At 45.0% G+C, this 26,402-nt stretch carries 21 protein-coding genes and 3 tRNA genes; 10 read left to right on the forward strand and 14 right to left on the reverse strand.

The window, feature by feature from the left end; all coding sequences use genetic code 11:
• Positions 1–318: 318 nt before the first annotated feature.
• The 8 genes from gspF to AOT82_RS07130 all read right to left on the reverse strand — a co-directional run bounded on the left by gspF (position 319) and on the right by AOT82_RS07130 (position 8,100).
• Entirely contained in the window at positions 319–1,521 is a 1,203-nt protein-coding gene (gspF, locus tag AOT82_RS07095; RefSeq protein ID WP_071002395.1) for a type II secretion system inner membrane protein GspF, read from the reverse strand.
• Between the two features lie 228 nt (positions 1,522–1,749).
• Entirely contained in the window at positions 1,750–2,805 is a 1,056-nt protein-coding gene (locus AOT82_RS07100) for a hypothetical protein (protein WP_071002396.1), read from the reverse strand.
• 291 nt (positions 2,806–3,096) lie between these two features.
• Positions 3,097–4,032 (reverse strand): AraC family transcriptional regulator, encoded by a 936-nt coding sequence (locus AOT82_RS07105; RefSeq protein ID WP_071002397.1) that lies wholly within the window; start codon positions 4,030–4,032, stop codon positions 3,097–3,099.
• A 434-nt stretch (positions 4,033–4,466) separates the two neighbouring features.
• Positions 4,467–4,542, reverse strand: a tRNA-His gene (locus tag AOT82_RS07110).
• Between the two features lie 42 nt (positions 4,543–4,584).
• Positions 4,585–4,661 (reverse strand) — tRNA-Arg (locus AOT82_RS07115).
• Between the two features lie 108 nt (positions 4,662–4,769).
• Positions 4,770–4,846 (reverse strand) — tRNA-Pro (locus AOT82_RS07120).
• A gap of 233 nt (positions 4,847–5,079) precedes the next feature.
• Complete coding sequence (locus tag AOT82_RS07125; RefSeq protein WP_227517117.1) at positions 5,080–6,624, reverse strand: McrC family protein; 1,545 nt, start codon at positions 6,622–6,624, stop codon at positions 5,080–5,082.
• A 12-nt stretch (positions 6,625–6,636) separates the two neighbouring features.
• The gene (locus tag AOT82_RS07130) at positions 6,637–8,100 is read right to left on the reverse strand and encodes an McrB family protein (protein ID WP_071002398.1); all 1,464 of its coding nucleotides are present in this window, start codon (positions 8,098–8,100) and stop codon (positions 6,637–6,639) included.
• A gap of 309 nt (positions 8,101–8,409) precedes the next feature.
• Between AOT82_RS07130 and AOT82_RS07135 the strand changes: the two genes are divergently transcribed.
• Together AOT82_RS07135 and AOT82_RS07140 are read left to right on the forward strand one after the other, a co-directional pair.
• Positions 8,410–9,138: a DUF4442 domain-containing protein gene (locus AOT82_RS07135; RefSeq protein WP_071002399.1), complete on the forward strand. Its 729-nt coding sequence runs from the start codon at positions 8,410–8,412 to the stop codon at positions 9,136–9,138.
• 86 nt (positions 9,139–9,224) lie between these two features.
• Positions 9,225–9,701 carry a RidA family protein gene (locus tag AOT82_RS07140; protein WP_227517118.1) on the forward strand — a complete coding sequence of 159 codons (477 nt, stop codon included), beginning with the start codon at positions 9,225–9,227 and terminating at the stop codon, positions 9,699–9,701.
• 146 nt (positions 9,702–9,847) lie between these two features.
• On the opposite strand, the gene gspE is transcribed toward AOT82_RS07140, so the two are convergent.
• Complete coding sequence (gene gspE / locus AOT82_RS07145) at positions 9,848–11,401, reverse strand: type II secretion system ATPase GspE (protein WP_071002401.1); 1,554 nt, start codon at positions 11,399–11,401, stop codon at positions 9,848–9,850.
• A gap of 383 nt (positions 11,402–11,784) precedes the next feature.
• On the opposite strand from gspE, the gene AOT82_RS07150 reads away from it, so the two are divergent.
• The gene (locus AOT82_RS07150; protein ID WP_197496782.1) at positions 11,785–12,567 is read left to right on the forward strand and encodes a thiazole synthase; all 783 of its coding nucleotides are present in this window, start codon (positions 11,785–11,787) and stop codon (positions 12,565–12,567) included.
• A 134-nt stretch (positions 12,568–12,701) separates the two neighbouring features.
• The gene (locus AOT82_RS07155) at positions 12,702–14,129 is read left to right on the forward strand and encodes a WS/DGAT/MGAT family O-acyltransferase (RefSeq protein WP_071002403.1); all 1,428 of its coding nucleotides are present in this window, start codon (positions 12,702–12,704) and stop codon (positions 14,127–14,129) included.
• Between the two features lie 57 nt (positions 14,130–14,186).
• On the opposite strand, the gene AOT82_RS07160 is transcribed toward AOT82_RS07155, so the two are convergent.
• Together AOT82_RS07160 and dxs are read right to left on the reverse strand one after the other, a co-directional pair.
• The gene (locus AOT82_RS07160) at positions 14,187–15,014 is read right to left on the reverse strand and encodes an inositol monophosphatase family protein (RefSeq protein ID WP_071003709.1); all 828 of its coding nucleotides are present in this window, start codon (positions 15,012–15,014) and stop codon (positions 14,187–14,189) included.
• Positions 15,015–15,367: 353 nt separating this feature from the next.
• On the reverse strand, positions 15,368–17,425 hold the full coding sequence (gene dxs, locus AOT82_RS07165) for a 1-deoxy-D-xylulose-5-phosphate synthase (RefSeq protein ID WP_071002404.1): 2,058 nt from the start codon (positions 17,423–17,425) through the stop codon (positions 15,368–15,370).
• A 533-nt stretch (positions 17,426–17,958) separates the two neighbouring features.
• Here dxs and ribA point away from each other — a divergent pair.
• The 3 genes from ribA (at position 17,959) to AOT82_RS07180 (ending at position 20,388) form a co-directional block, all read left to right on the forward strand.
• Positions 17,959–18,618 carry a GTP cyclohydrolase II gene (gene ribA, locus AOT82_RS07170; protein WP_071002405.1) on the forward strand — a complete coding sequence of 220 codons (660 nt, stop codon included), beginning with the start codon at positions 17,959–17,961 and terminating at the stop codon, positions 18,616–18,618.
• A gap of 7 nt (positions 18,619–18,625) precedes the next feature.
• Entirely contained in the window at positions 18,626–19,624 is a 999-nt protein-coding gene (gene hemF, locus AOT82_RS07175; protein ID WP_071002406.1) for an oxygen-dependent coproporphyrinogen oxidase, read from the forward strand.
• Positions 19,625–19,914: 290 nt separating this feature from the next.
• A complete protein-coding gene (locus AOT82_RS07180) occupies positions 19,915–20,388 on the forward strand; it encodes a c-type cytochrome (protein WP_058025644.1) in 474 nt (157 codons plus the stop codon).
• A gap of 270 nt (positions 20,389–20,658) precedes the next feature.
• On the opposite strand, the gene AOT82_RS07185 is transcribed toward AOT82_RS07180, so the two are convergent.
• From AOT82_RS07185 to AOT82_RS07195, 3 genes are all read right to left on the reverse strand, one after another.
• Complete coding sequence (locus AOT82_RS07185) at positions 20,659–21,630, reverse strand: mechanosensitive ion channel family protein (protein ID WP_071002407.1); 972 nt, start codon at positions 21,628–21,630, stop codon at positions 20,659–20,661.
• 77 nt (positions 21,631–21,707) lie between these two features.
• Positions 21,708–22,265 (reverse strand): lactoylglutathione lyase, encoded by a 558-nt coding sequence (gloA, locus tag AOT82_RS07190; protein WP_071002408.1) that lies wholly within the window; start codon positions 22,263–22,265, stop codon positions 21,708–21,710.
• Between the two features lie 154 nt (positions 22,266–22,419).
• Positions 22,420–23,058, reverse strand: coding sequence for a carbonic anhydrase (locus AOT82_RS07195; protein WP_058025641.1), 639 nt, complete (start codon positions 23,056–23,058; stop codon positions 22,420–22,422).
• 431 nt (positions 23,059–23,489) lie between these two features.
• Here AOT82_RS07195 and potA point away from each other — a divergent pair, with 431 nt between their 5' ends.
• From potA to potC, 3 genes are read left to right on the forward strand one after another with little or no spacing between them, the layout of a single operon-like run.
• Positions 23,490–24,731: a spermidine/putrescine ABC transporter ATP-binding protein PotA gene (potA, locus tag AOT82_RS07200; protein ID WP_071002409.1), complete on the forward strand. Its 1,242-nt coding sequence runs from the start codon at positions 23,490–23,492 to the stop codon at positions 24,729–24,731.
• Positions 24,731–25,609, forward strand: coding sequence for a spermidine/putrescine ABC transporter permease PotB (potB, locus tag AOT82_RS07205; protein ID WP_071002410.1), 879 nt, complete (start codon positions 24,731–24,733; stop codon positions 25,607–25,609). Before potA ends, potB begins: the two co-directional genes overlap by 1 nt.
• Positions 25,609–26,397, forward strand: coding sequence for a spermidine/putrescine ABC transporter permease PotC (potC, locus tag AOT82_RS07210; RefSeq protein ID WP_071002411.1), 789 nt, complete (start codon positions 25,609–25,611; stop codon positions 26,395–26,397). Before potB ends, potC begins: the two co-directional genes overlap by 1 nt.
• Positions 26,398–26,402 lie beyond the last annotated feature (5 nt).

The raw sequence follows: 26,402 nt of genomic DNA on the forward strand, positions 1-26,402 counted from the left end.
TCCAGCGCTGTGCTCAGATTGTCATTACAGTCAATACCAAGTAACCATCAGCAACAAGTAATCAGCAGCAAGTAGCCGTCACCAAATAATCATCGACATTTATCACTATCGTTTTGACCCGCTTTCACTATAACGTGGTGCTTAGGTTTACCATAGCAAAAATCTTGCTTGGTCAACAATATACAACAGTAAGCAAATCTTAAGAAAGCTAACGTAGGGTTTAGTAAGATAGGTAATTAATAGAGGATAAAAATGCAGATAGTTGATAATTTGAGAAGAGCATATCGGCTGTTTTTCAGCTAGTCAGTTAACTATTGACTAGCCTGCCAAGTCATTCATATTAACGATTGGTAGCATCACTGCCATCACGATAATCATCACCACCACACCCATCAAGACCAGCATCAAAGGCTCAAGTAATGATAGCAAGGTACTGATAAAATTGGTGGCCTCCGCCTCCTGCATTGTGGCGGCACGACTGAGCATACTTTCAAGCTCGCCTGAGTTCTCCCCACTTTTGATCATTTGTACCATCATGGGCGGAAAGTAAGTGGATTTTTCGAGTTGGCTGGATAAACTTGAGCCTTCTGTGACCCTATCAGCAGCGCTCATGATCGTTTGCTTGATGTGCAGATTGGTCGTCACTGCCGCACCAATATGTAGCGCCTCAATCAACGGCACCCCTGAACGCACCAAAATCGCAAGCGTACTAGCAAAACGCGCCGCATTCAATCCCTTAGACAATCTGGCTAATATCGGTAGCCTGAGTACCATACTATCTATTGCCAGTTTCCCAGCCTGCGTTTGGGCAAAACGATAAAACAAAAACGCAGTACCTGCCAATACCAGTAGCATTAACCACCACCACTGCGTAATGATATTTGATAACGTCAGAACGACTTGAGTAATCAATGGCAAGGCCTGTTCGGACTGCTCAAAGACTTTGACAATTTTGGGCACCACAAAACTCATCAGCCCCATGATCACGCCAATTGCCATAACCATCAGTACAATCGGATAGACCATCGCCCCTTGGATTTTCTTTTGAAGGGCAAAGCGGTTTTCAGTGTAGTCGGCTAGCTGATTAAGGATTAAATCCAAGTGACCAGATTTTTCGCCTGCGGCAATCGTGGCAATATATAACGGTGGGAAGCTCGCGGCCTGTTGTAATGCTCGTGCTAAGCTTAAACCTTCGAGGACATGTGAGCGTACCGCCAGCATCAGAGATTTGATATGCGTCTTTGGCGATTGTTTAGCGACAGCAGCCAAAGTTTCTTCAAGTGGAATACCGGCCGCTAGTAACACAGATAACTGGCGTGTGAGTAATGCAAGCTCATAAGCAGATGGTTTTTTATAGCGGCTTTTGTTTTGGCTTTGTCTGTCATTGACCGCACTGACTTCGACTGGTGTCCACTGCTTATCGCGCAGCTGCTGCCGAACTTGCCGAGCAGAATCCCCTTCTAGTAAGCCTTTTTGGACACTACCTTGGTCGTCAAGCGCTTTAAAATGATAAGCGGGCATAGCGGCAGATATCCTAAAAAAGTCACAGGTAGGGGTTTGGATGTATGGCTTAACAAAAAGGGTAATGTCTATAAAAACTATCTATAGTGAATTCAGTATAAAAACGATACAGTGGGACTGGGATAAATTTTTCGCAGCATCGAGCAGCGTAGGCACAGCGCGCAAGGAAAATTTAGACCAGTTCCACCTTGATATATAATGTATCTGTTTTATTTAGGATTGACTATATCAAAGCGGCGTTGAGTCATTACTGTCAGGCATCAAGCCTTGTAATAATAAAACATCCAAATGCTGCTGCTGTAACTTTTTATCAAAGTCATTGACCTCAGCGATCAGCATTCTCTCAATGCGTTTATCACTTGCAAACACACTCAAGCGCGCACAAATCACTGCCAATTGATAGACACGTTTTTTACAATACCCATCCAGACCCTGTAACAGCCTGACCATGTGCGGCGTCTCAAGACTAGCATAGTCATAATCAGCAACGACTTGCTGACCGAGCGCTGCCACACCATAACTGATAGATAAGTGCGCGCAGAAATAACAGCTGAATAAATACCCAACCACGTGACCGATATAATACCCCCGATCATAGGTAAAGCTGCTCACGCCAAAGTGACCTAGCACGTAGCTGTTGAGACTGCCTTGATCGCGGATTGGCTTGCCATGTTTTAGCTTACCGACAGTGGCAAAACACAGCGGGTTGCGCCCATCCTGCGTGGTAAGCTGCCAACCTGCTGGCTGCTGAGCGGGCATATGATGCACGATATCTGCAATAATATCATCGACCACATGCAGCTGCTGCCAAAGTCGTTCAAGCATTTCTGTATCCATCAAACCACGCTTATCAAGCTGCTGAGCAAGCAAATACTGCTGATATTCTGCAAATTGTGATTTGAGGGTTTGTACTAAATACGTGGGGCGCGTATTGGCGGATGCCATATATAGCAGTCGAGTGCGCTCGTGCTGGGTATGATAAAGAGCCACACGCTGCGCAGCCACGTTTGACTCATTGGCAGTAGGCTGTATGGTTGATGTATCGGTGTCAGGCTGTTCGCTAGCGCCTACTTCATCAATGCTCTCCTTGGTATCTGACAAAGTAAATAGCGTTAATAATGCCGCTTTATCAGGCATCTCAGCCGTATTAGCAGACGCTATTTTGCTAGCATGCACGTTATCTTGCGCATTAGCTTTATCAGATTTCTGTTCTTTTTTAGCAGTTGCAGTAGTACCTTGGTGGCTATTGGCTTCTGTACTTGGCTTTGCGGTCGGTTCAGTCATAACATACCATCAGCAGCAAAAATAAACATCGTCTCGATCCTTTTATGCAACGGATATACAGTCACATATCATGCGTCAAATATGAACGCTCACACCTCGACGACTCATTATTCCATAGTACCTGAACACAAGCGTATTGTCAGCCTTGCCTAGCCAAAATAGCGCCAGTTGACTGCCAAGTATTTTACCTAGACAAATGCTAGATATATATCAATCAAAAAAAGCGTTAAGGATACCTTGGTCGCCTTAACGCTTTTAATAAATGAACACTGAGGACGTTAAAATAATAGCTTATGCAAGCTTTTGTTGTTGATACTGTTTACGGTACGCTTTTGGTGAGACACCATAAACGCGTTTGAACGCCTGACTAAAAGTTGAATCTGACGCATAGCCCACCATATCACTGATACGGCTGATACTATTTTGCTGTAAGCGCAAATAACGTGCTGCCAAACGCAAGCGATAATCAATCAAATAAGTGAGCGGCGGCATCCCTACCGTATCTTTAAAGCGCTGGGCAAAGCTCGAGCGCGACATACCTGCCACCTCTGCAAGCTTATGAATGGTCCAGCTTTGACTTGGTGCCTCATGCATCGCTGCAAGCGCCTTGGTCAAAAACGGATCTTTCATGGCCTTTAGCCAATTCTCAGTCGCCTCAGGTAAGCTTTCAATATAAACGCGCAAACATTCAATCATCATGATGCTTGCCCAATGATTGATCACAGCCGTTTTGCCCATGCGTTCGCGCTCAGACTCCAAGGTCAAAAGCTTGATTTCCACATCAATCACCTCAAACCGACCATCAGCCGCATCATTGAGCTCAGGCAATATCGGTGGTAACACAGATAGTAGAGGGCTAATCATCTCTTTATCGTATTTACATTCAATCAAAATCAATGAGGAATTAGGATCGCCATTGCCATCAATCTCAAGCGTGCGATCTTGACAATTGGTCAGTAATTCATCGAGGGGTTCAGCCACGTCACCATGATGATTGAGTGCATAGCTTACGTGCTTATGCGCGTTCGGGATCATAATCATATCACCAGCACGAGCTTCGCGTAGGCCATTGCCAACGTCTATACAAAAACCACCAGACATCACCAAGTAAAATAAAATGGTGTCTTTTCTACTCATAGAATAAGACCAATTGCCAGCACCATTCAAACGATAATACTTGGTCTCAAATAGGTGCACATTCTGTAGCAATACGCTCAATGCGTCCATCAATCAGTTCCTCAATAATACAGGGTCAATAACAACAAATCTTAAAAAGGCGGGTGTGTATCCAAAATGCTTTAAATTTTTTCGATCTAGCCAATACGATGTCTCAATCAGCAGGATGCATCAAGACCTAAGCATAATGCCCGATTTAAAACATGATGTCTATTTACTCATAAGCAGTACTAATAAATAGTAGAGTAGACACAGTCAGTTTAGGTTTTTGAAGAAAAACCTATCGCAAAATTGATATGAATAAGAAGTCAGTGAATCGTTAAACAATCAAAAGTTCAGAAAGCTTTAACCGTTTAATATTATAGGATAATACAGAGAAATAGAAATCAAGCAGGCACAAAAAAACGCCAACAGTGGCGAGTGCTATTTATTCGATAAGGTTTAGTATAAAGATAGGATTTATATACAGATAATGCAGAATAAAATGGGGCGACTGATGGGACTCGAACCCACGACAACCGAGATCACAACCCGGGGCTCTACCAACTGAGCTACAACCGCCATAACTACTGCCAAAAGAATAGGCAAGATTTGCAGGCTAAATGGCGCGCCTGGCAGGATTCGAACCTGCGACCACCTCCTTAGAAGGGAGATGCTCTATCCAGCTGAGCTACAGGCGCTCTTAGAGGACTTTTATATACTTAATTTAGACTTCCCATACAATATTTACTATATCAGAAACTAAATCATTATACATAAAAAAAAGCCTGTAAGGCTCTTAAAATAGATGGTCGGAGTGATAGGATTCGAACCTACGACCCTCTGGTCCCAAACCAGATGCGCTACCAAACTGCGCCACACTCCGAAATTCTCTATTATCACGATAGTGTGTTAATTAACTCGTTGTTGGCAATGCCGCTAACTTGTTAATGTTCCTCGCTATCGAGGTGCACATATTAAGGGGTAAAGGCGATTGTGTCAACACCTATTTTCGATTAATTTTAAATAATCTCTAAATTCTTTCAAAAAAGGCATTCTTATAAAAACAGTCTCTTTAAAAACCTTCGTTAATTATGATTCTTATGATTGATGGAATCATTATTCCTCATTCAAATTCGCAGGCAAATCACCGTTGACCATACCTGTCAGCACATCAAACGGTATTAGCCATAAATCCGCATGGTTTGAGTGGTTACTTTTAGTACCATTGTTAATGTTACTTTTATTATCGCCATTGTCACGATAAATCTGCTGCTTAAGCGCCACTGGTCGTCTCTTGTCTCCTAATACAGGATATACCATCCAACCTTGACCCGCTTGATAAGCTTGTGCATAACTGGTCAACTGATAGGCATCACTGGCAGTAATGGCACCAGCATGAGGCAGATATTTCCATTTGATATCGATGACGTGGCTATAGCAACCGTTTACTGTCTCTTTACTAACCGCGGTGTCACTCTGATTTTGGTTATTATCATTATCAGCCGTTTTATATATCAGCAAATCTGGTCGTATCGATACGCATGCTTGACCCTCACTATCATTGAGCCAGACACTTTGGGTTTGATAAAAAGCACGATAATGGCTACTCACTTGCTGAAACATCGATGCGATACGCTGACTCGCCCACTGTTCAAACGCCTGATTCATATCGATTAATACACATAAGCGTAGCTGAGATCGGTTTGGTTTGGCAGGATCAATGCCGTAACCTGTCGCCGCCTCCGATTGCTGTAATAGCCAATAAGCCAAATCTACTAATTGCTGAGCGGCGTGCAGTTTTTGTTTTTGAAGTGGCTGAATATCTAGTTGCCGCTTTGCTTGGGTATAAATAGAGGAGAGTCGCAGCCTTTCCTGTCGACTTAGCCCAGATAACGGCCGCCATGGCTGCAAAAGAGTTGAGCACATCGACTGAGACGACTGAGACAATAGCGGCATCAAGTAGAGTAACGCACTTTTAATCAAGCGATTGGCCAACATATCTTGGCTCAGCACACTACGCTCACAGACAAACTTATGCGGCTGCATACTATTGTAGCGAAGCTGCTCTTTAATGAGCAATCGACCTTGTATGGCTGACTGGTTTTGAGTATGCGCCTGATAGTGCTGGGTTGGCTGATAGTGAACCAAGCGCTGCAAAAACTGCTCTAATAGCCAGTCTGACAATGGCGGAGCCTCTACAGATAATGGCATTGACTGATCACTAAATTGACCTAGGTTTTTCATGCTAGGTAGCTTACGACTTTGACGCGCATCAAGACGAGTTAAGTCAGATAACATGCCTTGTACCCAGTGACGAGTCTGAGCAATATTATTATATTGAGTGGATTGATTCAGTTTTGGCAATAGCTCAAGTGTCATACCACTAGGCAAAAGGATAATTCCTATATGATGCCCAACCTTGAGTTGCCACTGTCCTTGTTTACGCTTGATGGTAAACACGGCAAATTCTTGCGCCATTAGCCAATGAAAGTCAGAGACATGCGCGAAATCGTGCGCTGTGAGGCGTTGATGTTCAAATACCGTGATAACATTTGTTACGAGAGCCTTACTGTTAGGCATACGAGCATAAAAACCGCCTGCATTAATATTATCTACATTAATATAGTTTCCTTGCGCATAATATTGATTATGAGTTCTCACTAAACAGCCACCTTACTCGTACAAACGCTGATAGATAGCGGGCTTGCCAAACTCACCAGTCTTAGCAATAAGGTCAGGATTCATCATATAGCCACCTACGTTCATCGATTGACCAAGAAAGGCGCCTTGTTCTGCAAACATTTGATGTTGCGTCGTTGCATGGTTCTTACTCATCGGATCATACAAATCATTATTTATCATTGTTTGGCTATCGTGGATAAACTGGGTGCTTAACGGCTGCTGCTCATCTCTAAAAATATACTGCAATATAACCACTTGACCGCCCGCAGCTTGCGCCAACTGCGGAATGATCTGTTCGACCAACACCATTTGTAATTGAGCTAAATCATCGACTGAAAATAAAAAAGCATGCCCCAACTGCGCCTCGGCTCCTAGCGTCTGTGTGATACGCATGTTTAAGCCTGTTAGCAATTTGCTTAAATCTACCGTGTCTGCTTGTGCACGATCAGTCGCGCTAGCGATATCACCAATTATCGGTAATAATTCAGGCTGCGGCGGACAATCAATAAAGCGGAAACGTCGACGCAATGCCATATCAAGGGGCGCAAGGGAGTGATCTTGTGTGTTCATGGTGGCGTAGATATCAACATTGGCAGGCACACTAAACGCACGCCCAGAATACGCCAAATGAATCGTCATCGCATTTGGTTTGCCAGCGCGCTTGTCTGGCTCGATCAAACTGAGCAGCTCGCCAAAGACTCGTGACACATTGGCACGATTGATCTCATCAATCAACATCGCGTAACGATGCTGAGGGTCACGCGCGGCACGCTGACATAGCTTTAAAAACGCTCCATCTTGAACGGCGTAGCTCATCTGGGTATTACTCGAGTGACTGTTATTTGCGTGGATAGAGCCGCTCATAACAGGACGAATACCTTCGACAAACTCTTCATAACCGTAAGCCTGATGAAAGCTCACCATACTAAAACGCTGCTGACCAGAGTTTTGGTTTTGATTGGACTGGTTATCATGCTGTGCCTGCTGAAACTCCGCCAATTGCTGTGACAACTCTGTTAGCAACACCATACTCTCAGGCAGTAAATACCATGCGCCGCTGTTATCTTTATCAAAATATGCTTGGCTGGCACGGTTTTTATAACTCACTGTGTCTGACGTCGTAGGACTGTGCATTTGCAATACAGACCAAGCGGTATTGCTTAGGTTTTTCTCTCGATCGTTTTGCAGTGCTTTTGTAGCAAAGAATATATGATTAACCAATTCAGGTACTTTTACCAAATCTTGCTTTTTTGACTGAAGATCTAAAAATATCAAGCATACAACTTCGCGCCAGCTTAGGCTTTGCAACAGCTGCCCAAGTAGCGCTTCATTATTTGTCTCAGGCAGACAATCAGTATATTGCTTCGCGATTTGGAGCAATCGATAGGTTTTGCCAGTACCCGCGACGCCAGTATAAATAATATTGGTCGGCTCGTGAGTAGACATATCAGACATAGCATCATCCAGTATTGAAAATTTATGAAATAAGACGTACCAACATCACGCTATTATAGCGCGGTGGTCTCGTAAGAGATTGTCTACTAAGCAGATCCGTGCATCACCATTGAGCGATTTTAATTATTTAAAACTATATCCTAGCAACACAATATAGATGACTGCTGTTTTATAAGCGCAGCAGTTCATGCTAATAATAGTAGGAAAGCAGCGGTTAATGTACCATAGTGTTTGTAATGGCTTTGCTAACAGTGACTGCTTGCCACTATCAAAAACAACATTCGATTTATCTACGTTAAGGAAATTTGTATGTCAGGATTATTAAAAAAACTGCCCGTCAAGCTGACCAATAAAAAACCAGCCAAAGTCTCTGACAGCACAAGATCATCCATCGAAAAACCTAGCAGCACGCTAAAACCAATTAGTAATCAATTTACCAAACTGTTGTCTGTGACCAAATATCTACCTGCCAGTGCACGCTCAAGTATTCTCTCAAAAGCCTTTGGCAAAGTTGTACCCTACGTAGGGACAACAGGCGTTTACTATGAAATGGTTGAGCCCAATCAAGTCATCGTCAGTCTAAACAATGTCAAAGCAGTGCAGAATCATATTGGTTCAATCCATGCGGTAGCCATTACTTTACTGGCTGAAACGGCAACAGGCTTCATTCTGGGATTAAACTTACCCTCTGATCGCGTACTACTGATTAAATCTTATTCCGTTAATTTTTATCGCCCGATCAAAAAAGGTCAAATTGCAGCCGTAGCCAGCCTATCTGATGAGCAGCGCTTGCAGATTTTAAATACGCCAAAAGGTGAAATGGTTATCCCTTGCGTCATTGATGACCGTGAATCTGATAGTGACCGCGACCCGATTGTAGTGGAGATGACTTGGGCTTGGATTCCAAAATCTGAACTAGAGGCGCGCCGCCAAGGCAAAGTACATGAAAATGCCTCAGAAAATAATACGGATACTACAGTAGATAAGGAGCAAGACGACGCACTCTCTGCAGATGACGAGACTATTAATAACAAATAATCGATTAAACCGACATAACATTTGCTATCTGCATTTTGTGGCGCACTAGCATGTTTATGATCAATCAACTTAATAAGGAAACAAGGATGTCCAAACTTAGCACCTATTTACCTATCGTACCACTGGTTGCTATGTGCTCATTAGGCTTGGCTGTTGGTGCTAACGCCAATCCGGCGACAGCTCCTGCCGCTAATATTAAATCTAGCCCAACTTTTTTGGGTGATGGCGGTCCCTACCCTTTCTCAGAAGTCGTACGTGTTGGCAATACATTATATATGTCGGGACAAATTGGTGTTAAAGACGGCAAGTTGGTCAAAGGCGGTATCGACGCTGAAACCAAACAAACACTAGATAATATCCAGAACACGCTATCCAAATACGGCTACCGAAAATCTGATATCGTCAAATGTATGGCCATGCTGACTGATATGGATGACTTCGATGACTTTAATAAAGCCTATAAGATGGAGCTGTCCAAACCTTATCCTGCACGCTCAGCGTTTGGCGTATCGGAGTTGGCGGCAGGAGCGAGCGTTGAGATTGAGTGCATCGCTGCCAAGTAATAGCAGTTGAAAACGTTACCCTGTTAATTTCGAAAAAAAGATCAGATAACTGGCTATTTCGCTCAGTTATCTTTTTCTGCTTTTCAGACATTGCTCTCTAGACACTGTTCTCCAAATACTTTTTCTCATTATTTATAGCTAAGCATTTATACCAGTATCGTATCATCCGTTAGGGCGCTTTCTTTCGTCACTCGCAGTACTTCTTCTAGTGTCGTCCGCCCTTCTATCACTTTACGTAGACCATCCGCGCGAATCGATGGTGTCTGCTGGCGAGCATACGCTTCTAACTCATACTCAGCGGTATTACTATGAATCATACGGCGCAGCGTATCATCAACTGGTACGACTTCATATATCGCCGTACGTCCTTTAAACCCTGACTGATTGCATTTATCGCAGCCTACTGGCTTGGGTAGACGAATCGCCTTACTTTCTGCATTTTCAATATCGCTGTCCAATACTTTCTCAATACCAATTTCGGTAAAAAGTTTGGCTTGTTCGGTGTCCGCTGCCTGCCAGCCATGACAATGTGAGCATAAAGTACGCACCAAGCGCTGTGCTACCACGCCGATCAGTGACGACGATAATAAAAATGGCTCAACACCCATATCTTGCAAGCGAGTGACCGCGCCAATCGCGGTATTGGTATGCAGCGTTGATAAAACCAAATGCCCTGTCAAAGACGCCTGTACAGCGATCTCTGCCGTCTCTAAATCGCGAATCTCACCCACCATCACCACATCTGGATCTTGACGCAACATCGCACGCAGACTTTTGGCAAAGGTCATATCCACCTTATTATTAACCTGTGTCTGTCCGATACCGTCGAGCTGGAACTCAATGGGATCTTCGGCGGTCAAGATATTGCGCGTTTGGTCATTCAAATCAGTCAATGCCGAATATAGCGTGGTGGTCTTACCTGACCCCGTCGGCCCTGTGACCAAAATAATCCCATGCGGACGATGAATCAAGCGCTTCAGCTCGGTATAGTCATTATCAGATAGTCCCAAATACGTCATGTTAAGACGTCCCGCTTGCTTGTCTAGTAGACGCATCACCACGCGCTCGCCAAAGCTCGACGGCAGTGTCGATACACGCACATCGACTTCTCGCCCTGCCAGTCGTAAGCTAATACGCCCATCTTGCGGTACACGCTTTTCAGCGATATCCAGCTTGGCCATGACTTTGATACGCGAGACTAATAATGGCGCCAGTTGGCGTTTTGGCGTGATGATTTCTTTAAGCTCGCCATCGACTCGAAAGCGAACCACCAAGCGTTTTTCAAAAGTTTCGATATGAACGTCCGAAGCGTTTAGGCGAATGGCTTCTGACAACAGCGCATTAATCAGACGAATAATCGGCGCATCATCTTGCTGATCCATCAAGTCTTCAGTCTCAGGGACGCTATCTGCTAAACTATCAAGATCCGGATGATCCTCAAGCCCAGCAGCGATATGCTGCGACTCTCCGGTATTCCCAGCGTAAGCCGCGTTCATACGTTTTTCAAAATCATCCGAGCTGACACTTTCGTAAGTTGGTACGCCGCGACTGCCTTGCTGCTGCAAAAACCGCACCGCTTCATTAATCGCAGACAGTGGGGTGGCTTTCGTCAATACCAAAGTTGGCGGCAACTCAGGGTCAATGGCGAGTATGGCCAAAATCTGATGGCGTTTCGCAAAGCTGTACGGCAACTGCATCATAAAGACAACCTAATAAATAGAGATAGTGTCAAATAGACAATCACACCAAAGCACTGTAAATACACTGAGCTTGACTGACCAAGCCCAAAAAGATTGCAAGTAAGATTGCATGAGTTTGTTATAATAACATTTTGTTTTAGACGCGTATTATTTTATGTGGTCGGCGTTTTTTATGTATCGCCACTCGCCTATTTTTACGGTATATATAGCCAACTTATCATGCGATTTTTATTTTGCTAACAGTGCGCTATTATTGTCTACTGCACTTTTTTAATATTACTTAGAAATCTCGTTATATTTTTTCTGTCCACCTTGCCCGCTCGCCATTAGGATTTTTAGTTATGTCAGAGACCGTTAGCACTGCTACTCACCCGACACCACTTTTGCAAGATACCTTTACCGTTGGTAGTCGTACCTTTTCCTCTCGCCTGCTGGTCGGTACAGGCAAATATAAAGACCTGAGCGAGACTGGAGAAGCCATTGCCGCTTCGGCAGCAGAAATCGTGACCGTCGCTATTCGCCGTACCAATATCGGACAAAACAGCGACGAGCCAAACTTGCTCGATGTCATCTACCCTGACAAATACACGATTTTGCCGAACACGGCTGGCTGCTTTGATGCCGAAACTGCCATTCGTACGTGCAAACTTGCGCGCGAGTTATTGGACGGGCACAATCTGGTTAAGCTTGAAGTATTGGGCGATGAAAAAACCCTTTATCCTAATATCACTGAGACCTTAAAAGCGGCTCAAGTACTGGTCGATGATGGCTTTGAAGTCATGGTCTATAGCTCAGATGATCCTATCGTCGCCCAAGAGTTAGAGAGCATGGGCTGCGTCGCTATTATGCCACTTGGTAGCTTGATTGGCTCGGGACTTGGTTTGCTTAATCGCCACACCCTCAGCCTCATCATCGAAAACGCCAAAGTACCTGTGTTGGTTGACGCGGGTGTTGGCACGGCCTCTGATGCTGCGATTGCCATGGAGCTTGGCTGTGATGGCGTTCTGATGAATTCAGCAATTGCCCATGCACAAAACCCTGTGATGATGGCACATGCCATGAAACATGCCGTATGGGCAGGTCGCGCCGCATTTTTGGCAGGTCGTATGCCAATGCGTAAGATGGCAACTGCCAGCTCACCGCAGACGGGCTATTTTTTCCAGTAAGCGCTTGCTCGGGTCACCCCTAACAAAAAACCGATTATAAAATAATAAGACGGAAATCTGATTGGGTCAGCACGCCGTCAGCTATCATTTTTATTCATTATCGTTTATTCATTATCGTCATAAAAGGATTTATTATGCGACTTCTCACAGCAGTCGACCAGTTGTTCTTACTTCTTGAGTCGCGTAAACAACCAATGCACGTTGGCGGATTGTTTTTATTTGAATTACCCGAGGGCGCTGATAGCGACTTTGTTTATCAGCTAATAAAACAAATGCAAGAATCTGATGTACCGCCGAGCTTTCCGTTCAATCAGGTGCTAGAGCATTTGGTGTTTTGGAAAAAAGACAAAGATTTTGATGTTGAGCATCATTTACATCATGTGGCGCTACCGAGTCCTGGGCGTATTCGTGAGCTGTTGATGTATGTCTCAAGAGAGCATGGGCGACTGCTGGATCGTGCGATGCCTCTCTGGGAATGCCATGTCATAGAAGGAATTGAGCCAGAAGTAGAAGGTGGGCCTGAACGTTTTGCTTGGTATTTTAAGATTCATCACTCGCTCGTTGATGGTATCGCTGCCATGCGTTTGGTAAAAAAATCCTTATCACAATCCCCTACCGAACCCGTCTCGCTACCAGTATGGTCACTGATGGCGCGTCACCGTAATCAAATGAATGCTATTTTGCCTGCCGAAAGATCTATCAGGCGCATCATGAAAGAGCAGATATCTACCATCAAACCGGTATTTACAGAACTGATAGACAATCTGAAAAACCATGGTGATGAAGGCTATGTCGGTACGTTTGACGCGCCGATGAGTATTTTGAACAGGCGCATTTCCGCATCACGTCGTATCTCGGCGCAGTCTTATGACATACAGCGCTTTAATAAAATTGCCGAAAGATTAAAAATCAGTAGAAACGATGTGGTATTAGCCGTCTGTGCTGGCGCTATTCGTCGTTATTTGATCTCAATGGATGCGCTACCCAGCAAGCCGCTGATTGCGTTTGTACCGATGTCACTGCGTACTGATGATAGTATATCGGGCAATCAGCTGTCATTTGTACTAGCGAATTTGGGCACACATTTGGACAACCCATTACGCAGATTGGAGCTGATCCATCGTAGTATGAATAATGGCAAACGCCGCTTTCGCCGTATGAATCAAGCGCAAGTCATTAATTACAGCGTCATCGCCTATGCATGGCAAGGTATCAACTTGGCGACTGGTATCTTTCCCAAAAAACAAGCCTTCAACCTTATCATCTCTCACGTTCCTGGTTCTGAGAAGCCGCTATATTGGAATGGCGCGCGCTTACAATCACTGTATCCCGCTTCTATCGTATTCAACGGACAAGCCATGAATATTACTTTGGCCAGTTATTTAGATAGAATTGAGTTTGGCATCACTGCTTGCAGTAAAGCATTACCGCGTGTCCAAGACATGCTCATGCTGATAGAAGAAGAGCTACAGTTGTTAGAAACTGTCAGTCAAGAGTTGGCGTTTCAAGGTATTACGGTCGAAGACAAACGCGCTAAAAAAGCAAAAAAGCTGGCTCCTTAACGGAACCAGCTTTTTTATGTTTGACTCGCTCAGCGTTTAAGCCTGCTTATTTTATAATTAGAGCACATCGCCCCAAATTGGCACGACGGTTTGCATCAATGGCTTGAGCAGTTTGACGTTACAAGCAAAGATAGAGCCTGAGGTCATAGAGTTGTGCGCGCCCGTGTGATCGACCACCACGCCGCGTGCTTCAGTGACGATAAGCTCACCTGCGGCGATGTCCCAAGGCTTAATCGACATCTCAAAATAGCCATCAAAGCGTCCAGCAGCAACATAACACAAATCAAGCGCCGCTGAACCCAGACGACGTACCTGACCACCAGCTTCAGAGATCTTTTGTAAGCTCTCAAAATGCTGCTTGGCATAAGAGATCACTTCGCCATTACGCTTACGCTCAAGCGGATGACCTGTGGTAAAAAACCCACCATCGATGGTTTTGCGTTCGCTGACGTTAATGCGGCGTTGGTTCAAACGTGCGCCTTTACCACGGCTAGCAGAGAACATCTCATCACGGACTGGGTCATAAATGACACCGTGCTGCGTCACGCCTTTGTGCTGTACAGCGATAGATACGCAGAACTGCGGTACACCATGAACGAAGTTCTTAGTACCGTCTAGCGGATCGATAATCCAGCACCAGTCGGCGTCTTCGCCGCGACCTTCTTGCATACCAAACTCTTCACCCAAAAATGAATGATTCGGATAGCTGGCTTTTAGCGTTTCAATCGTGAGCTCTTCGCTAAAGCGATCGATGCGCGTCACCAGACCATCAAGTCCTTTAGACTCGATATCTAACTCGATTTTGTGACGGTTTTGATGCGCATATAAAATCTCTTTACCAACTTTTTCAGCAGTACGCGCTGCGATGACGACCATGGGTTCCATAAATAACCTATTTGCTTGATGAATGAATATAAAAAATAAAACCAACTCTGTGCCCACAACATGCCAAACAGCCGCCGCATCACACCACATCTATGCGATTAAAAACGTATCTTTTATAAATAAAAACTTATAAACGACACCCGCATTATACTAAAATTGTTCGATAAAAACGAAAAAACCGTCACGCTGACCAAGCCAATATTTTGGTGGTCATACAAACTGCGCAAGTTGTAAAAAAGTTGGCACCTACGGCTAGCAGGCGTTTGCTCTGTTTAAAGAGCGAGTATCTGTTTACAGTAATAGCTTTTAAAACAATAATTTGTAAATAATACTGCAAATCTAAAAAGTAAAATTTACGACAACAGTTGCTTAAGCTGCTTAATAACACCTATCACATCTAAACCACAATCAGCCCACTGCTCTGCCTGTGAGCCATGCGCGATAAAGCGATCAGGAATACCGATGTTGTTAACAGCTGGACGCTGACGTTTAAAAGCAGCCGATTCATTGAGCAAGTATTCATTCACTGCACTACCAGCGCCACCCATAATCATATGCTCTTCTATGGTTGCGATATGCGTCACCCCTTGCGCCAGTAAACTCTCAAGCATAGCTGTATCTAACGGTTTTACCCAGCGCATATTGACCACATGTACCTGACACTCTAACGCTGTATCATCACTGGTTAAGCTCTCGGCCGCTTGCTGAGCAGTCGCAACCATCGTACCAAAAGCCAATAGTGCTAGCTTATAAGGCGCATCATTGCTGCCCAATACTGACTCAATAACGGCTTCACCGATTTTATAAGTCTGTGCTGGCTGCTCGATAACGGCGCCTGTACCGGTACCACGCGGATAACGAACTGCCGTACATCCTTGATACTCATAGCAAGTATTGAGCAGATGATAGCATTCGTTTTCATCTTTTGGCGCAGCAATCACTATATTCGGGATACAACGTAAAAAGCTAAAATCAAACACGCCTGCATGCGTGGCACCATCTTCACCAACGAGGCCTGCACGGTCAATTGCAAACATGACATCGAGATTCTGTAGCGCCACGTCATGAATCAGCTGATCGTATCCGCGCTGTAAGAACGTCGAGTAAATCGCCACAATAGGTTTGACACCTTGCGTTGCCATACCGGCCGCTAGCGTAACCGCATGTTGTTCGGCAATAGCCACATCAAAAAAGCGTGTTGGAAAATGACGAGCAAAGTCAATCATGCCCGAGCCTTCTTCCATAGCAGGGGTAATCGCGAGCAACTTATCGTCTTCAGCCGCTTTATCGCATAAAAAATTACCAAATACTTGCGAGTATTTTAGCGCAGGTTTTGTGTTTTGCTTTAATGCTTCTGCAGATATGCTCTGAGACTCATTATGAATCTCTGCTGGTAGCTTACTAATCGCGTGATAGCCGACCGGATCTAGTTCTGCTGGTGCAAAGCCTTTGCCTTTGGTGGTATAGATATGTACCAAAACAGGCCCTTTGACTTGCTTGGCAATTGACAACACACGTAGTAGCTCAGGGATATTGTGTCCATCAAACGGACCAAAATAGGTAAAGCCAATCGCTTTAAATAAGTTATCTTCTAATTGCGGTACATCACGCATCTCTTTGTGACGTTTGCGGCGATCAAATGCTTGCATATCAGGACGCTGGCAAAGCACAGGCTCACCTGACTCAGAGATATCGACTTGGTAGCCCGACTCCCAAAGCATCGCTAAATGCCGCGAAAAACCACCGATAGAACAAGAAATCGACATATCGTTGTCGTTCAAAATGACTAGTAGATCGGCATCTTGTTGGACTGCATCGTTCATGGCCTCAAAAGCCATACCACCAGTCATCGCACCATCACCAATGATACAAGCAACCGTTTGCGCGAGGCCTTGATAGCGCAGCGCCAAGCTCATGCCCAAACCGGCTGAGATAGAGGTTGATGAATGCCCAACGCCAAATGTATCGTAGATAGACTCTGCACGCTCTGGGAATGCAGTCAGACCATCTTTTGATCTGATCGTTGCCAGCTGCTCACGGCGACCGGTCAGGACTTTGTGTGCATAGGCCTGATGACCCACATCCCATACAATCTGATCCTGCGGAGCATCAAGTAGGTAATGCAATACAATCGTCAGCTCAATCACACCCAAATTGGCGCCAAAATGCCCACCGCTTTGTCCTGCTGAATACAGCAAAAAAAGACGCAGTTCATCAGCCAGCGCAATCAGCTGAGTGGTTGAAAGCGTATTCATATCAGAAGGTGTGTTAATGGCATCAAGCAATGGCGTATGCGGACGCACGCGAGGAATCACAGTATAAGTCTGCTGTAAGCTCGATAGCTGGGCGGCAGAATCAGATACTGATGCAGATGAGGACTGAGACTTTGGGGAATGAAGTGACTGCTGCATAAACCGTACGATACCTACCAATCTGCTGACAAGACGTGTCTCCAATATAGCAATAGCTACAATTGAGAGACGTCAATAATATCTACATCATTATTGATGTAATCGACCATATAATTATTCATGCAACTTTACGTGTATATAGCTGCGCTACGTATCATATGAACACGCTACCACAGTAGATCGTGCCTCAAAACTACGTGCTTTAATACCAAGGACTATTATTATGCCCTATTATTTTGCATCAATATCGGATGTTAGTGACGACATAGTAATGTAAGGATAAAGACTTGTCACTGTATCCACCAAAATAGTATGGCATAATAGCATTTTTTTTTAATTGTCGCTTTAATCATCGTGCGTCGTCTGTGAACTTTGTGTGTTTTTATAATAAATACAATAAGCACGCGTTCTTTATGAAAAGGTTATACTGCTATCATCTTGGCCTTACCGTTCAGGCTAGAATGTTATCGCGGGTTTAATAGCATTATCACAAACCCTTCACCGCCACGACTTTAGGCTTATGCAGGACAGTAATGTCATATCAATTTATCACTAGTGCCAAACTACCCACTCGTCATGGCGAGTTTGATATTCATATCTTTGAAAACGACGAAGGCCAAGAGCATGTTATGCTGACCGTCGGTCTGTCTGTGGTCGATCAAACGACAGCACCTAGCTCAGATGACACGTCGTCGCAAAGACCAATTCCGCTGGTTCGGATTCATTCTGAGTGCCTAACAGGCGATGCGTTTAGCTCATTAAAGTGTGACTGCGGACCACAGCTCAATACTGCCATGCAAGCCATCCAAGAGTCAGGTTGCGGTGCGATTTTGTATTTGCGTCAAGAAGGTCGCGGTATCGGTCTAACCAACAAGATTCGCGCTTATGCCCTCCAAGATCAGGGACACGACACGCTGGATGCCAATCTCATGTTAGGCTTGCCTGCTGATGCGCGTATCTATGATATGTGTGGTCCGATGCTTGCTCATATCGGTGTCAACGCTGTCAGACTCATCACTAACAATCCAAACAAAGTTGCTTATTTGACGGAGCACGGTATTGACGTTGTCGAACGGGTGCCATTGTTGGTCGGTGTCAACGATATGAACGCTGAGTACCTAGCGACCAAACGCGATCGTATGGGGCACATGCTCGATAAAGATTTTAATACAGCCATACACCTAAATAAATAGATGTCTTATGAGTATTTCAAATATAGATAACCAAGCAGACCTATCAACCGTAGCGTCAGAGACCACGCCAACCAATCAAGACATCCTGCGCGTACGGGCGTTTTTGGTGGACCTGCAGGCTCGTATCTGCGACGCCTTAGAGGCACAAGAACGCGATGGCGGCGGCAATGCAACTTTCGTCCCTGACGATTGGGAGCGCAAAGAGGGTGGCGGCGGTCGTTCGTGCGTATTGACAGATGGCACGGTCATCGAAAAAGCAGGCGTGATGTTCAGTCATATCCATGTCCACAATTTGCCTGCTTCTGCCACTGCACGCCACCCCAATATCGCTGGTCGCAAAGCGCAAGCCATGGGTGTGTCCTTAGTGGTACATCCTAAAAATCCAAATGTTCCAACCAGCCACGCCAACGTACGTTTGTTCGTGGCAGAAGCAGAAGGCGAAGCGCCGATTTGGTGGTTTGGCGGCGGCTTTGATTTGACGCCCTTTTATCCCGTACTCGCTGATTGTGTGCATTGGCATCAAGTCTGTCACGATCTGTGCGCGCCTTTCGGTGACCATATTTATGCTGACTTTAAACAGTGGTGTGATGAGTATTTTCATCTGCGTCACCGCGATGAGCAGCGTGGTATCGGTGGTTTGTTTTATGACGACGTCAGTACAGAGAGTCGCGGCTGGGATTTTGAGACTTGCTTTAACTTTATGAAGGCCGTTGGCAATGGTTACCTTGACGGTATCATGCCGATTTTTGAGCAGCGTAAAGATATGCCTTATACCGAAGCACAGCGTGAGTTTCAGCTCTATCGCCGTGGCCGTTATGTAGAGTACAATCTGGTCTACGATCGTGGGACTTTATTTGGCTTACAAAGTAACGGCCGTATCGAGTCTATCCTAGTCAGTATGCCACCTCTTGCCAGCTGGCATTATCGGTTTGAGCCGCCTGAGGGCACACCTGAGTTTGAGTTGACTGATTATTATCTCAAGCCGCGTGATTGGTTGGCTCTCTAAGCTTTTTTAAAGCTCAAGAATGTTAGGTTTGAGAGTGTAGGTCAGCGATTATCGTTGGCCTTTTTTATATCTAACAAACGATTTGCTAAAGGGGTTTTATATCATCCGATGATTACGAGGATATAACATTATATTGCTCCCATTCTGCCGATAAACGCTACAATAGTAGAGACTCTTTCGCAGCCACTGTGCGCAAAAGAATCTTAAGAAATATTCTTATAATAATATTTGAGGTAAGGCAAGCGTGATAGCGATGCCTACTATTAGCCACGTTTAAAGGAGTAAGTCATATGGCACAGGTTTATACCAAAAAATCTTTGAAATCTTTTTTTAGCATCACCTTAATGGCAGCGGCGCTGGGTTTGACAGCGTGTAGCGGTGCAGGCGACGATCCTGATATCAAAGCGCGCCAAGACAGCATGAAAAGCTGGGGCGATGCGATGGGCGTCATGGGTGATATGGTCAAAGCCCCTGATACCTTTGATGCGGCGGTTTTCAAAGAGCAAGCATCATTCTTGGCAGAAGATGCGGCAAACCCCTGGAGTCACTTTGAAAACCAAGAAGCCATGGGCAACGCGACTGAAGCCGTATGGTCAAATGCTGATGGTTTCAGTGCTGAAGCGGACAACTTTCAAAAAGTGACGGCTGAGCTAAATGCTGCTGCACAGTCGGCTACTAGTGTCGAAGACGTCCAGCCTGCCTTTGGTGAAGTGGGCGCAAGTTGTAAATCGTGCCATACCGAATTTAGAGCAAAGAATGACTAACTTTTTGTACTGGCCTAGTATAATCAATCCTAAATAAAACAGCTACATTATATATCAAGGTGGAACTGGTCTAAATTTTCCTTGCGCGCTGTGCCTACGCTGCTCGATGCTGCGAAAAATTTGTCCCAGTCCCACTGTATCGTTTTTATACTGAGTTCACTATAGTTTGTAGAAAGACAAAAAAACCGCCATATTCAATGATATGGCGGTTTTTTATTGCTCAAAAAACATCACGTGAAGACAGCTCTTTGAAATAACGCTCTAAGCAAATTACTCTGTCTCTGCTTTTTTGGCATTATCATCATTAACGTCCTCATCTTGCTGCTTATTTATCTGCTGAACAATAGATTTCACCGAAGGATCGCTTAGATCTATCGTACGTATTGGGAATGGAATATTGATATCTGCTGCATCCAGCGCTTTTTTGACTTCTACGATGACTTGATGAATAGAAGCGACTTTATTAGCCTGAGTGCCGTTATCAATAAACCAACGTACTGTCAGATCCATAGAAGAGCCGCCAAACCCTGTCGCAATCACGCTTGGTGTCGCTTTTTTCGATACGCTTTCAACTTTATCCAAAGCTTGTAGAATCTCAGCCTTTGCTGTTTCGATATCGTCTTCATAACCAATGCCCACCGCCACTTGTAAGCGGCGCTGCTTATAAGCGGTATTGACCGTCAATGCCGAGGTATATAGCTCCGAGTTTGGAATAACCACTTGCCTACCATCATAAGTCTTGATGGTCGTTGCACGGATTTTGATATCTTCTACCGTTCCTTCGTAGTCCCCTGAGACGATTTGATCGCCGATACGAAACGGTTCTGAAATCAGCAACAAAATACCAGAGAGCAAGTTTTGAAAAATATCTTTAAAAGCAAAACCAATCGCAACCGAACCAATACCCAGCGCGCCGATTAATTTGGCTGGTGTAAATCCTGGAATAGCGACAACCATGGCGATCATAAAGCCAATAAACAGAATAAGCGCCCCGCCTATGCGCTGAAACACCTTCACCAAGTTTTGATGACGCACGCGCGCGCCTAAGGTTTTATGCACGACTTTTTTGAAAATAATCGACAACAGCCAAAAAATCCCCAACACAATGAGCGCCGCTATAAAATATGGAATGCGCTCGATAAAGCCACTTGCCAAGTCTTGCGTGGTATAGACCACTTGTTGATAGACGGTCACACCATCGGTTAGCGTGTTCGATAGGCGACTCACGTCGGGGGTGGGCATAAAGGGTTGCTCCTATTGCTGTTTTAGCGCGCGTTTAAGGGGATAAATAAATGAACATCTCACTGCTGTTTTGCCAGTTATGACATCAAATCAGCTTGTACGATTTCAATCCAGTAGCCATCAACATCCTTGATAAAGGCAATGTTTTTCATGCTGCCGTCTTCTGGACGTTTTTTGAACTCAACATCGTTCTTATCAAACCAAGCGATGGCTTCATCTAGGTTCGGTACGCTAAAACAAATGTGTCCAAAGCCTTGAGGGTCTTGGTTGCCATCATGATAGCTAAAGTCAGCTTTTGTCTCAGTGCCATAATTATGGGTCAGCTCTAAGATACCGCGCTGACGGAATGCAAAAATTTCTAAATCATCACCAGCAGGCAGGTTGTCGCGCTCGCTTTCAGTTAGCTTCGCCAAGAAATACAGATCAAACTCCATATCAGGGAATTTTTTGACCGCAAGCAACGTCATACCCAACACGCCAGTATAAAACGCCAATGACTTGGCAGGATCTTTGACGCGTAGCATGGTGTGGTTAAACGTAAAACCTGTCGTTTGCGTAGAGATTGACTGGACGCCATCTGTACTGATACTGCTCGCAGGCTGTGCGATGGTCGCATTATTATCGTTAGTAGACATAGTTATCCTAAGGTTATTCAAAAAAGAGTATTATAAATAAGCGAATCACGACTGTCATGATTCACTGCTGTTTCTCATCATAATAAAAAATGGCAAAATAATTGATAGGGTTTTGTAAGAATATGAACAAAGTATGTTCATGTTTAGATATATATTAGCTGTCTAAGAACCTCACCTTACCTGTCTCTAGGTCATACTCAGCGCCCACAACAAGCAGTTGACCACTATTGGTCAAGTCCTCTAGTGCCCGCGATCCATGTCTGAGCTGACTCACTGACATGCGCACATTGGCACGGATAGAGCGATCAACCAGCTCATCGGCATCGACGTCTTGACCATTGGCCGTTGCCAGCTCATGCAAGTTATAAACACTTGGGCGAATGCGATCAACGATCGATTGCAAATTAGGAGAATAGTTCTGATCAGGATTGATCAAGGTCTCAACGCAGGCCGTGACCGCGCCGCATTTTGAATGTCCAAGGACTACCACCAACTGTGTGCCAAAGGCTTCAGCGGCAAATTCGATTGAGCCAATCTGTGATGGCGCCACCACGTTGCCGGCCACACGTATGACAAACAAATCTCCCAAGCCTTGATCAAAGACAATCTCAACAGGTACTCGTGCATCCGAGCAGCCCAAAATAATGGCCAATGGATTTTGATCCTTGACCAATTCTGGGCGACGCTGCATATATTCATCGGTACTGGTGAGACTATCCACGTAACGGGCATTACCTTCTTTTAAAAGCTCAAGGGCTTCTTGACCTGTTGTTGGACGTATATCAGTAGGCATGAGAGATCCTTTATTATCAATAATATGAGAGTTATAAACGGCTTTATATACTTGTATGCAAACATAAATGGGCAGATGACTATTCATACTCACCCATCAGATGCCTTATGTTTGTCAGCCATACCGTGATTGTATAGGAATAGACGCCAAAAAACGGTAAAAAATTTTGTTTAAATGTCGTTATACGCCAACTTATAACTGTAAAAATATAGCCGTAACCATCGCTGCTATGACGGTACGACTCGCGTAACTTATAACGAACTTGCACTGATTTATATCACGGGTTTGTTATAATACGCAGCAATCAGACAGCTATCAGGCAGCAATCAAATCGTGCTTACGCTCTTGCCAGTTTTTTGATGACATCGAGATACCTTGATGGCTGCATTGATTTACTGCTCTGATCTATTGGACGCTTAGGAACAGATATTATGACCGACCCATCGCCAAGCACGCACAAAACCTCTGCGTCACCTCAAAATGACAAGACGTTGCTGCAATTAAATGGTATCAAAAAAACCTACGATCAAACCGAGGTTCTAAAAGACATCAACCTTGATATCAAGCACGGCGAGTTTTTGACCCTGCTTGGGCCCTCAGGCTGTGGCAAAACGACATTACTGCGCTTGATTGCAGGTTTTGAGCAGCCCAATGCGGGGACAATCTATCTAGATGGCGTACAGATGGCAGGCTTATCCGCTGATAAACGTCCGGTCAATACCGTCTTTCAGCAGTACGCTTTGTTTCCACATATGAGCGTCGCCCAAAATGTCGCGTATGGATTGAAGCTAAAAAAAGTGCCAAAAGCTGAGATTCAAGCTCGCGTCAGCGAGATGCTGGCCATGGTGCAGTTGGAGCATTTGGCCAATCGCAAACCGCAAGATTTATCTGGTGGGCAGCAGCAGCGCGTGGCGATCGCCCGTGCGGTGATCAATCGCCCCAAGCTATTACTACTCGATGAGCCACTATCCGCGCTTGATCACAAACTGCGTTTGCAAATGCAATCTGAGCTCAAGCGTCTGCAACGTGAGCTGGGCATTACCTTTGTATTTGTCACGCATGATCAAGAAGAAGCGCTGTCGATGTCAGACCGCATTGCCGTGATGAAAGACGGCATGTTCCAGCAAATCGGCACGCCTATTGAGATTTATGAAACTCCTGCCAACTTGTTTACTGCCAAGTTTATCGGTGAGACCAATCTGTTTAGAGCTGAGGTCAAGGGTGTCTATCCAAACTTTCCCGATCGCGATGGCAACGTGACCAATGGACGCATCGAAGTTGAAGTCTGTGAAGCTCAGGCGCAAGAAGGGCCAACAACGCTACGTAATTTGCGTCGACCCAATTTTGCCAATGATGTGCAAGTGGGCGATATCGTTAATTTACTACTTCGCCCCGAAGATCTACGAATATATGATCCAAAAGATAATGAGCATAGCGGACTACTGGGGCGCGTCATCGAAAGTAACTATAAAGGCAGTACGTTAGACTCGATTATTGAATTGGCAAATGGCCATATCATTAAGGCCTCTGAGTTTTTTGATGAAGACGACCCAAGCTTTGATTACAAACTCAACGAAGGCGTCAAAGTCTCATGGGTCGATGGCTGGGAGTGGGTATTGCCAGAAGACGCTGACCATACAAACAAGGCGACTGCACAAAAGGATGGTAGCTGATGGCCCGCAACCACTTAGGCAGCAAAAGTCCGTTTCGTACGGCAACGCTCTGGCTGATCTGGGGTTGGCTACTGATATTTGCGCTATTACCAAATATATTGGTCATCGCGGTCAGTTTTTTAACCCGAGATAGCAGCGCCTTTATTAGCTTGCCTGTCAGTATTGACAGCTATGTGCGCATGGTTGATCCGTTGTATTTTGAGGTCTTTGTTCATTCATTGTGGATGGCAGGTATCACGACGGTTATCTGTCTACTGCTGGGCTATCCTTTTGCATGGCTCGTGTCCAAGGTAAGAGTGCGATGGCAGCCGTTACTGATGCTGCTGTTGATCCTGCCCTTTTGGACCAACTCTCTGGTACGCACCTATGCGTTAAAGCTGCTCTTTGCGAATAATGGCTTGATTAATAAGTCACTGCTGGCAATCGGTGCCATTGATGCTCCTATCGATATTTTATATACGCAAGGCGCGGTCATTGCTGGTCTAACTTACTTATTATTCCCATTTATGGTATTACCGCTATATGCCGTGTTTGCCGATTTACGCAATGACATGCTATTGGCTTCTCAGGATTTGGGTGCATCAAAAACACAGACCTTCTGGCATGTGGTACTACCACTGACGACGCCAGGGATTATCTCTGGCGTACTGCTCGTGCTGTTGCCTGCGATGGGTATGTTTTATGTGGCGGATATTTTGGGCGGCTCTCGCAACCTACTCGTCGGTAATATCATCAAAAACCAATTCTTAGACGCCCGTGACTGGCCGTTTGGTGCTGCTGCTAGCGTGTTATTGACAGTGGCAATGGCGGTATTATTACTGGCTTATCGCGCCAGTAGTCGCCGCATTGGCAAGACTGACTTTAACGAGGTGGCCTAATGTCTTATTCACGTAAGCTCAAGATTGGCAGTATCGCTGCCAAAGGCTATCTCGGTCTTATTTATACTTTGTTATATCTACCCATCATTGTTTTGGTGGTGATGTCATTTAACAAATCAAAAATTGGCTATAACTGGGGCGGCTTTAGCCTAAAGTGGTACGAGTCATTATTTAATAACCAAGCGATGCTCGATGCATTTTGGCACTCTATTGTCTTGGGTTTGGTCGCCGCTACGGTTTCGACTTTGATTGGTACGCTCACTGCGCTCGCACTACATCGCTATAACTTTCGTGGTAAAGGCTTGCTAAACGGGCTGCTATTTGTGCTGATGATGTCGCCTGAGATTGTACTGGCTATCTCACTACTGGCACTGTTTTTATTGATAGGTTTACAGCTAGGCTTTGTGTCTTTACTGATAGCGCATATCACTTTTTGCCTACCGTTCGTGGTCATTACTGTTTTTGCGCGTCTGAGCAGCTTAGATGAGCGGCTAATGGAGGCAGCGCGCGATTTGGGCGCATCTGAGTCGACGATGATACGTACGGTATTGATCCCCGTTATCTTGCCTGCGGTAATGGCCGGTTGGTTATTGGCTTTTACCTTATCGCTCGATGATGTGGTGGTATCGACCTTTGTCACAGGCCCCAGTTATGAGATTTTGCCGCTGCGTATTTATTCTATGGTGCGGGTGGGTCTCAAACCAGAAGTCAATGCGATAGGTACGTTATTGCTGGTCGCCTCGCTAGTATTGGTGGTCATCTCACAGCTATTATTACGGCGACGCTAGCAGCA

Source organism: Psychrobacter sp. AntiMn-1, assembly GCF_001854065.1.
GTDB classification, from domain to species: domain Bacteria; phylum Pseudomonadota; class Gammaproteobacteria; order Pseudomonadales; family Moraxellaceae; genus Psychrobacter; species Psychrobacter pacificensis.

What these genes read in the sequence shown, in the direction of transcription:
- gspF (WP_071002395.1), bottom strand. Translation starts at nt 1,521, where the DNA reads ATGCCCGCTTATCATTTTAAAGCGCTTGACGACCAAGGTAGTGTCCAA.
- AOT82_RS07100 (WP_071002396.1), bottom strand. Translation starts at nt 2,805, where the DNA reads ATGACTGAACCGACCGCAAAGCCAAGTACAGAAGCCAATAGCCACCAA.
- AOT82_RS07105 (WP_071002397.1), bottom strand. Translation starts at nt 4,032, where the DNA reads ATGGACGCATTGAGCGTATTGCTACAGAATGTGCACCTATTTGAGACC.
- AOT82_RS07130 (WP_071002398.1), bottom strand. Translation starts at nt 8,100, where the DNA reads ATGTCTGATATGTCTACTCACGAGCCGACCAATATTATTTATACTGGC.
- AOT82_RS07135 (WP_071002399.1), top strand. Translation starts at nt 8,410, where the DNA reads ATGTCAGGATTATTAAAAAAACTGCCCGTCAAGCTGACCAATAAAAAA.
- AOT82_RS07140 (WP_227517118.1), top strand. Translation starts at nt 9,225, where the DNA reads ATGTCCAAACTTAGCACCTATTTACCTATCGTACCACTGGTTGCTATG.
- gspE (WP_071002401.1), bottom strand. Translation starts at nt 11,401, where the DNA reads ATGATGCAGTTGCCGTACAGCTTTGCGAAACGCCATCAGATTTTGGCC.
- AOT82_RS07155 (WP_071002403.1), top strand. Translation starts at nt 12,702, where the DNA reads ATGCGACTTCTCACAGCAGTCGACCAGTTGTTCTTACTTCTTGAGTCG.
- AOT82_RS07160 (WP_071003709.1), bottom strand. Translation starts at nt 15,014, where the DNA reads ATGGAACCCATGGTCGTCATCGCAGCGCGTACTGCTGAAAAAGTTGGT.
- dxs (WP_071002404.1), bottom strand. Translation starts at nt 17,425, where the DNA reads ATGCAGCAGTCACTTCATTCCCCAAAGTCTCAGTCCTCATCTGCATCA.
- ribA (WP_071002405.1), top strand. Translation starts at nt 17,959, where the DNA reads ATGTCATATCAATTTATCACTAGTGCCAAACTACCCACTCGTCATGGC.
- hemF (WP_071002406.1), top strand. Translation starts at nt 18,626, where the DNA reads ATGAGTATTTCAAATATAGATAACCAAGCAGACCTATCAACCGTAGCG.
- AOT82_RS07180 (WP_058025644.1), top strand. Translation starts at nt 19,915, where the DNA reads ATGGCACAGGTTTATACCAAAAAATCTTTGAAATCTTTTTTTAGCATC.
- AOT82_RS07185 (WP_071002407.1), bottom strand. Translation starts at nt 21,630, where the DNA reads ATGCCCACCCCCGACGTGAGTCGCCTATCGAACACGCTAACCGATGGT.
- gloA (WP_071002408.1), bottom strand. Translation starts at nt 22,265, where the DNA reads ATGTCTACTAACGATAATAATGCGACCATCGCACAGCCTGCGAGCAGT.
- AOT82_RS07195 (WP_058025641.1), bottom strand. Translation starts at nt 23,058, where the DNA reads ATGCCTACTGATATACGTCCAACAACAGGTCAAGAAGCCCTTGAGCTT.
- potA (WP_071002409.1), top strand. Translation starts at nt 23,490, where the DNA reads ATGACCGACCCATCGCCAAGCACGCACAAAACCTCTGCGTCACCTCAA.
- potB (WP_071002410.1), top strand. Translation starts at nt 24,731, where the DNA reads ATGGCCCGCAACCACTTAGGCAGCAAAAGTCCGTTTCGTACGGCAACG.
- potC (WP_071002411.1), top strand. Translation starts at nt 25,609, where the DNA reads ATGTCTTATTCACGTAAGCTCAAGATTGGCAGTATCGCTGCCAAAGGC.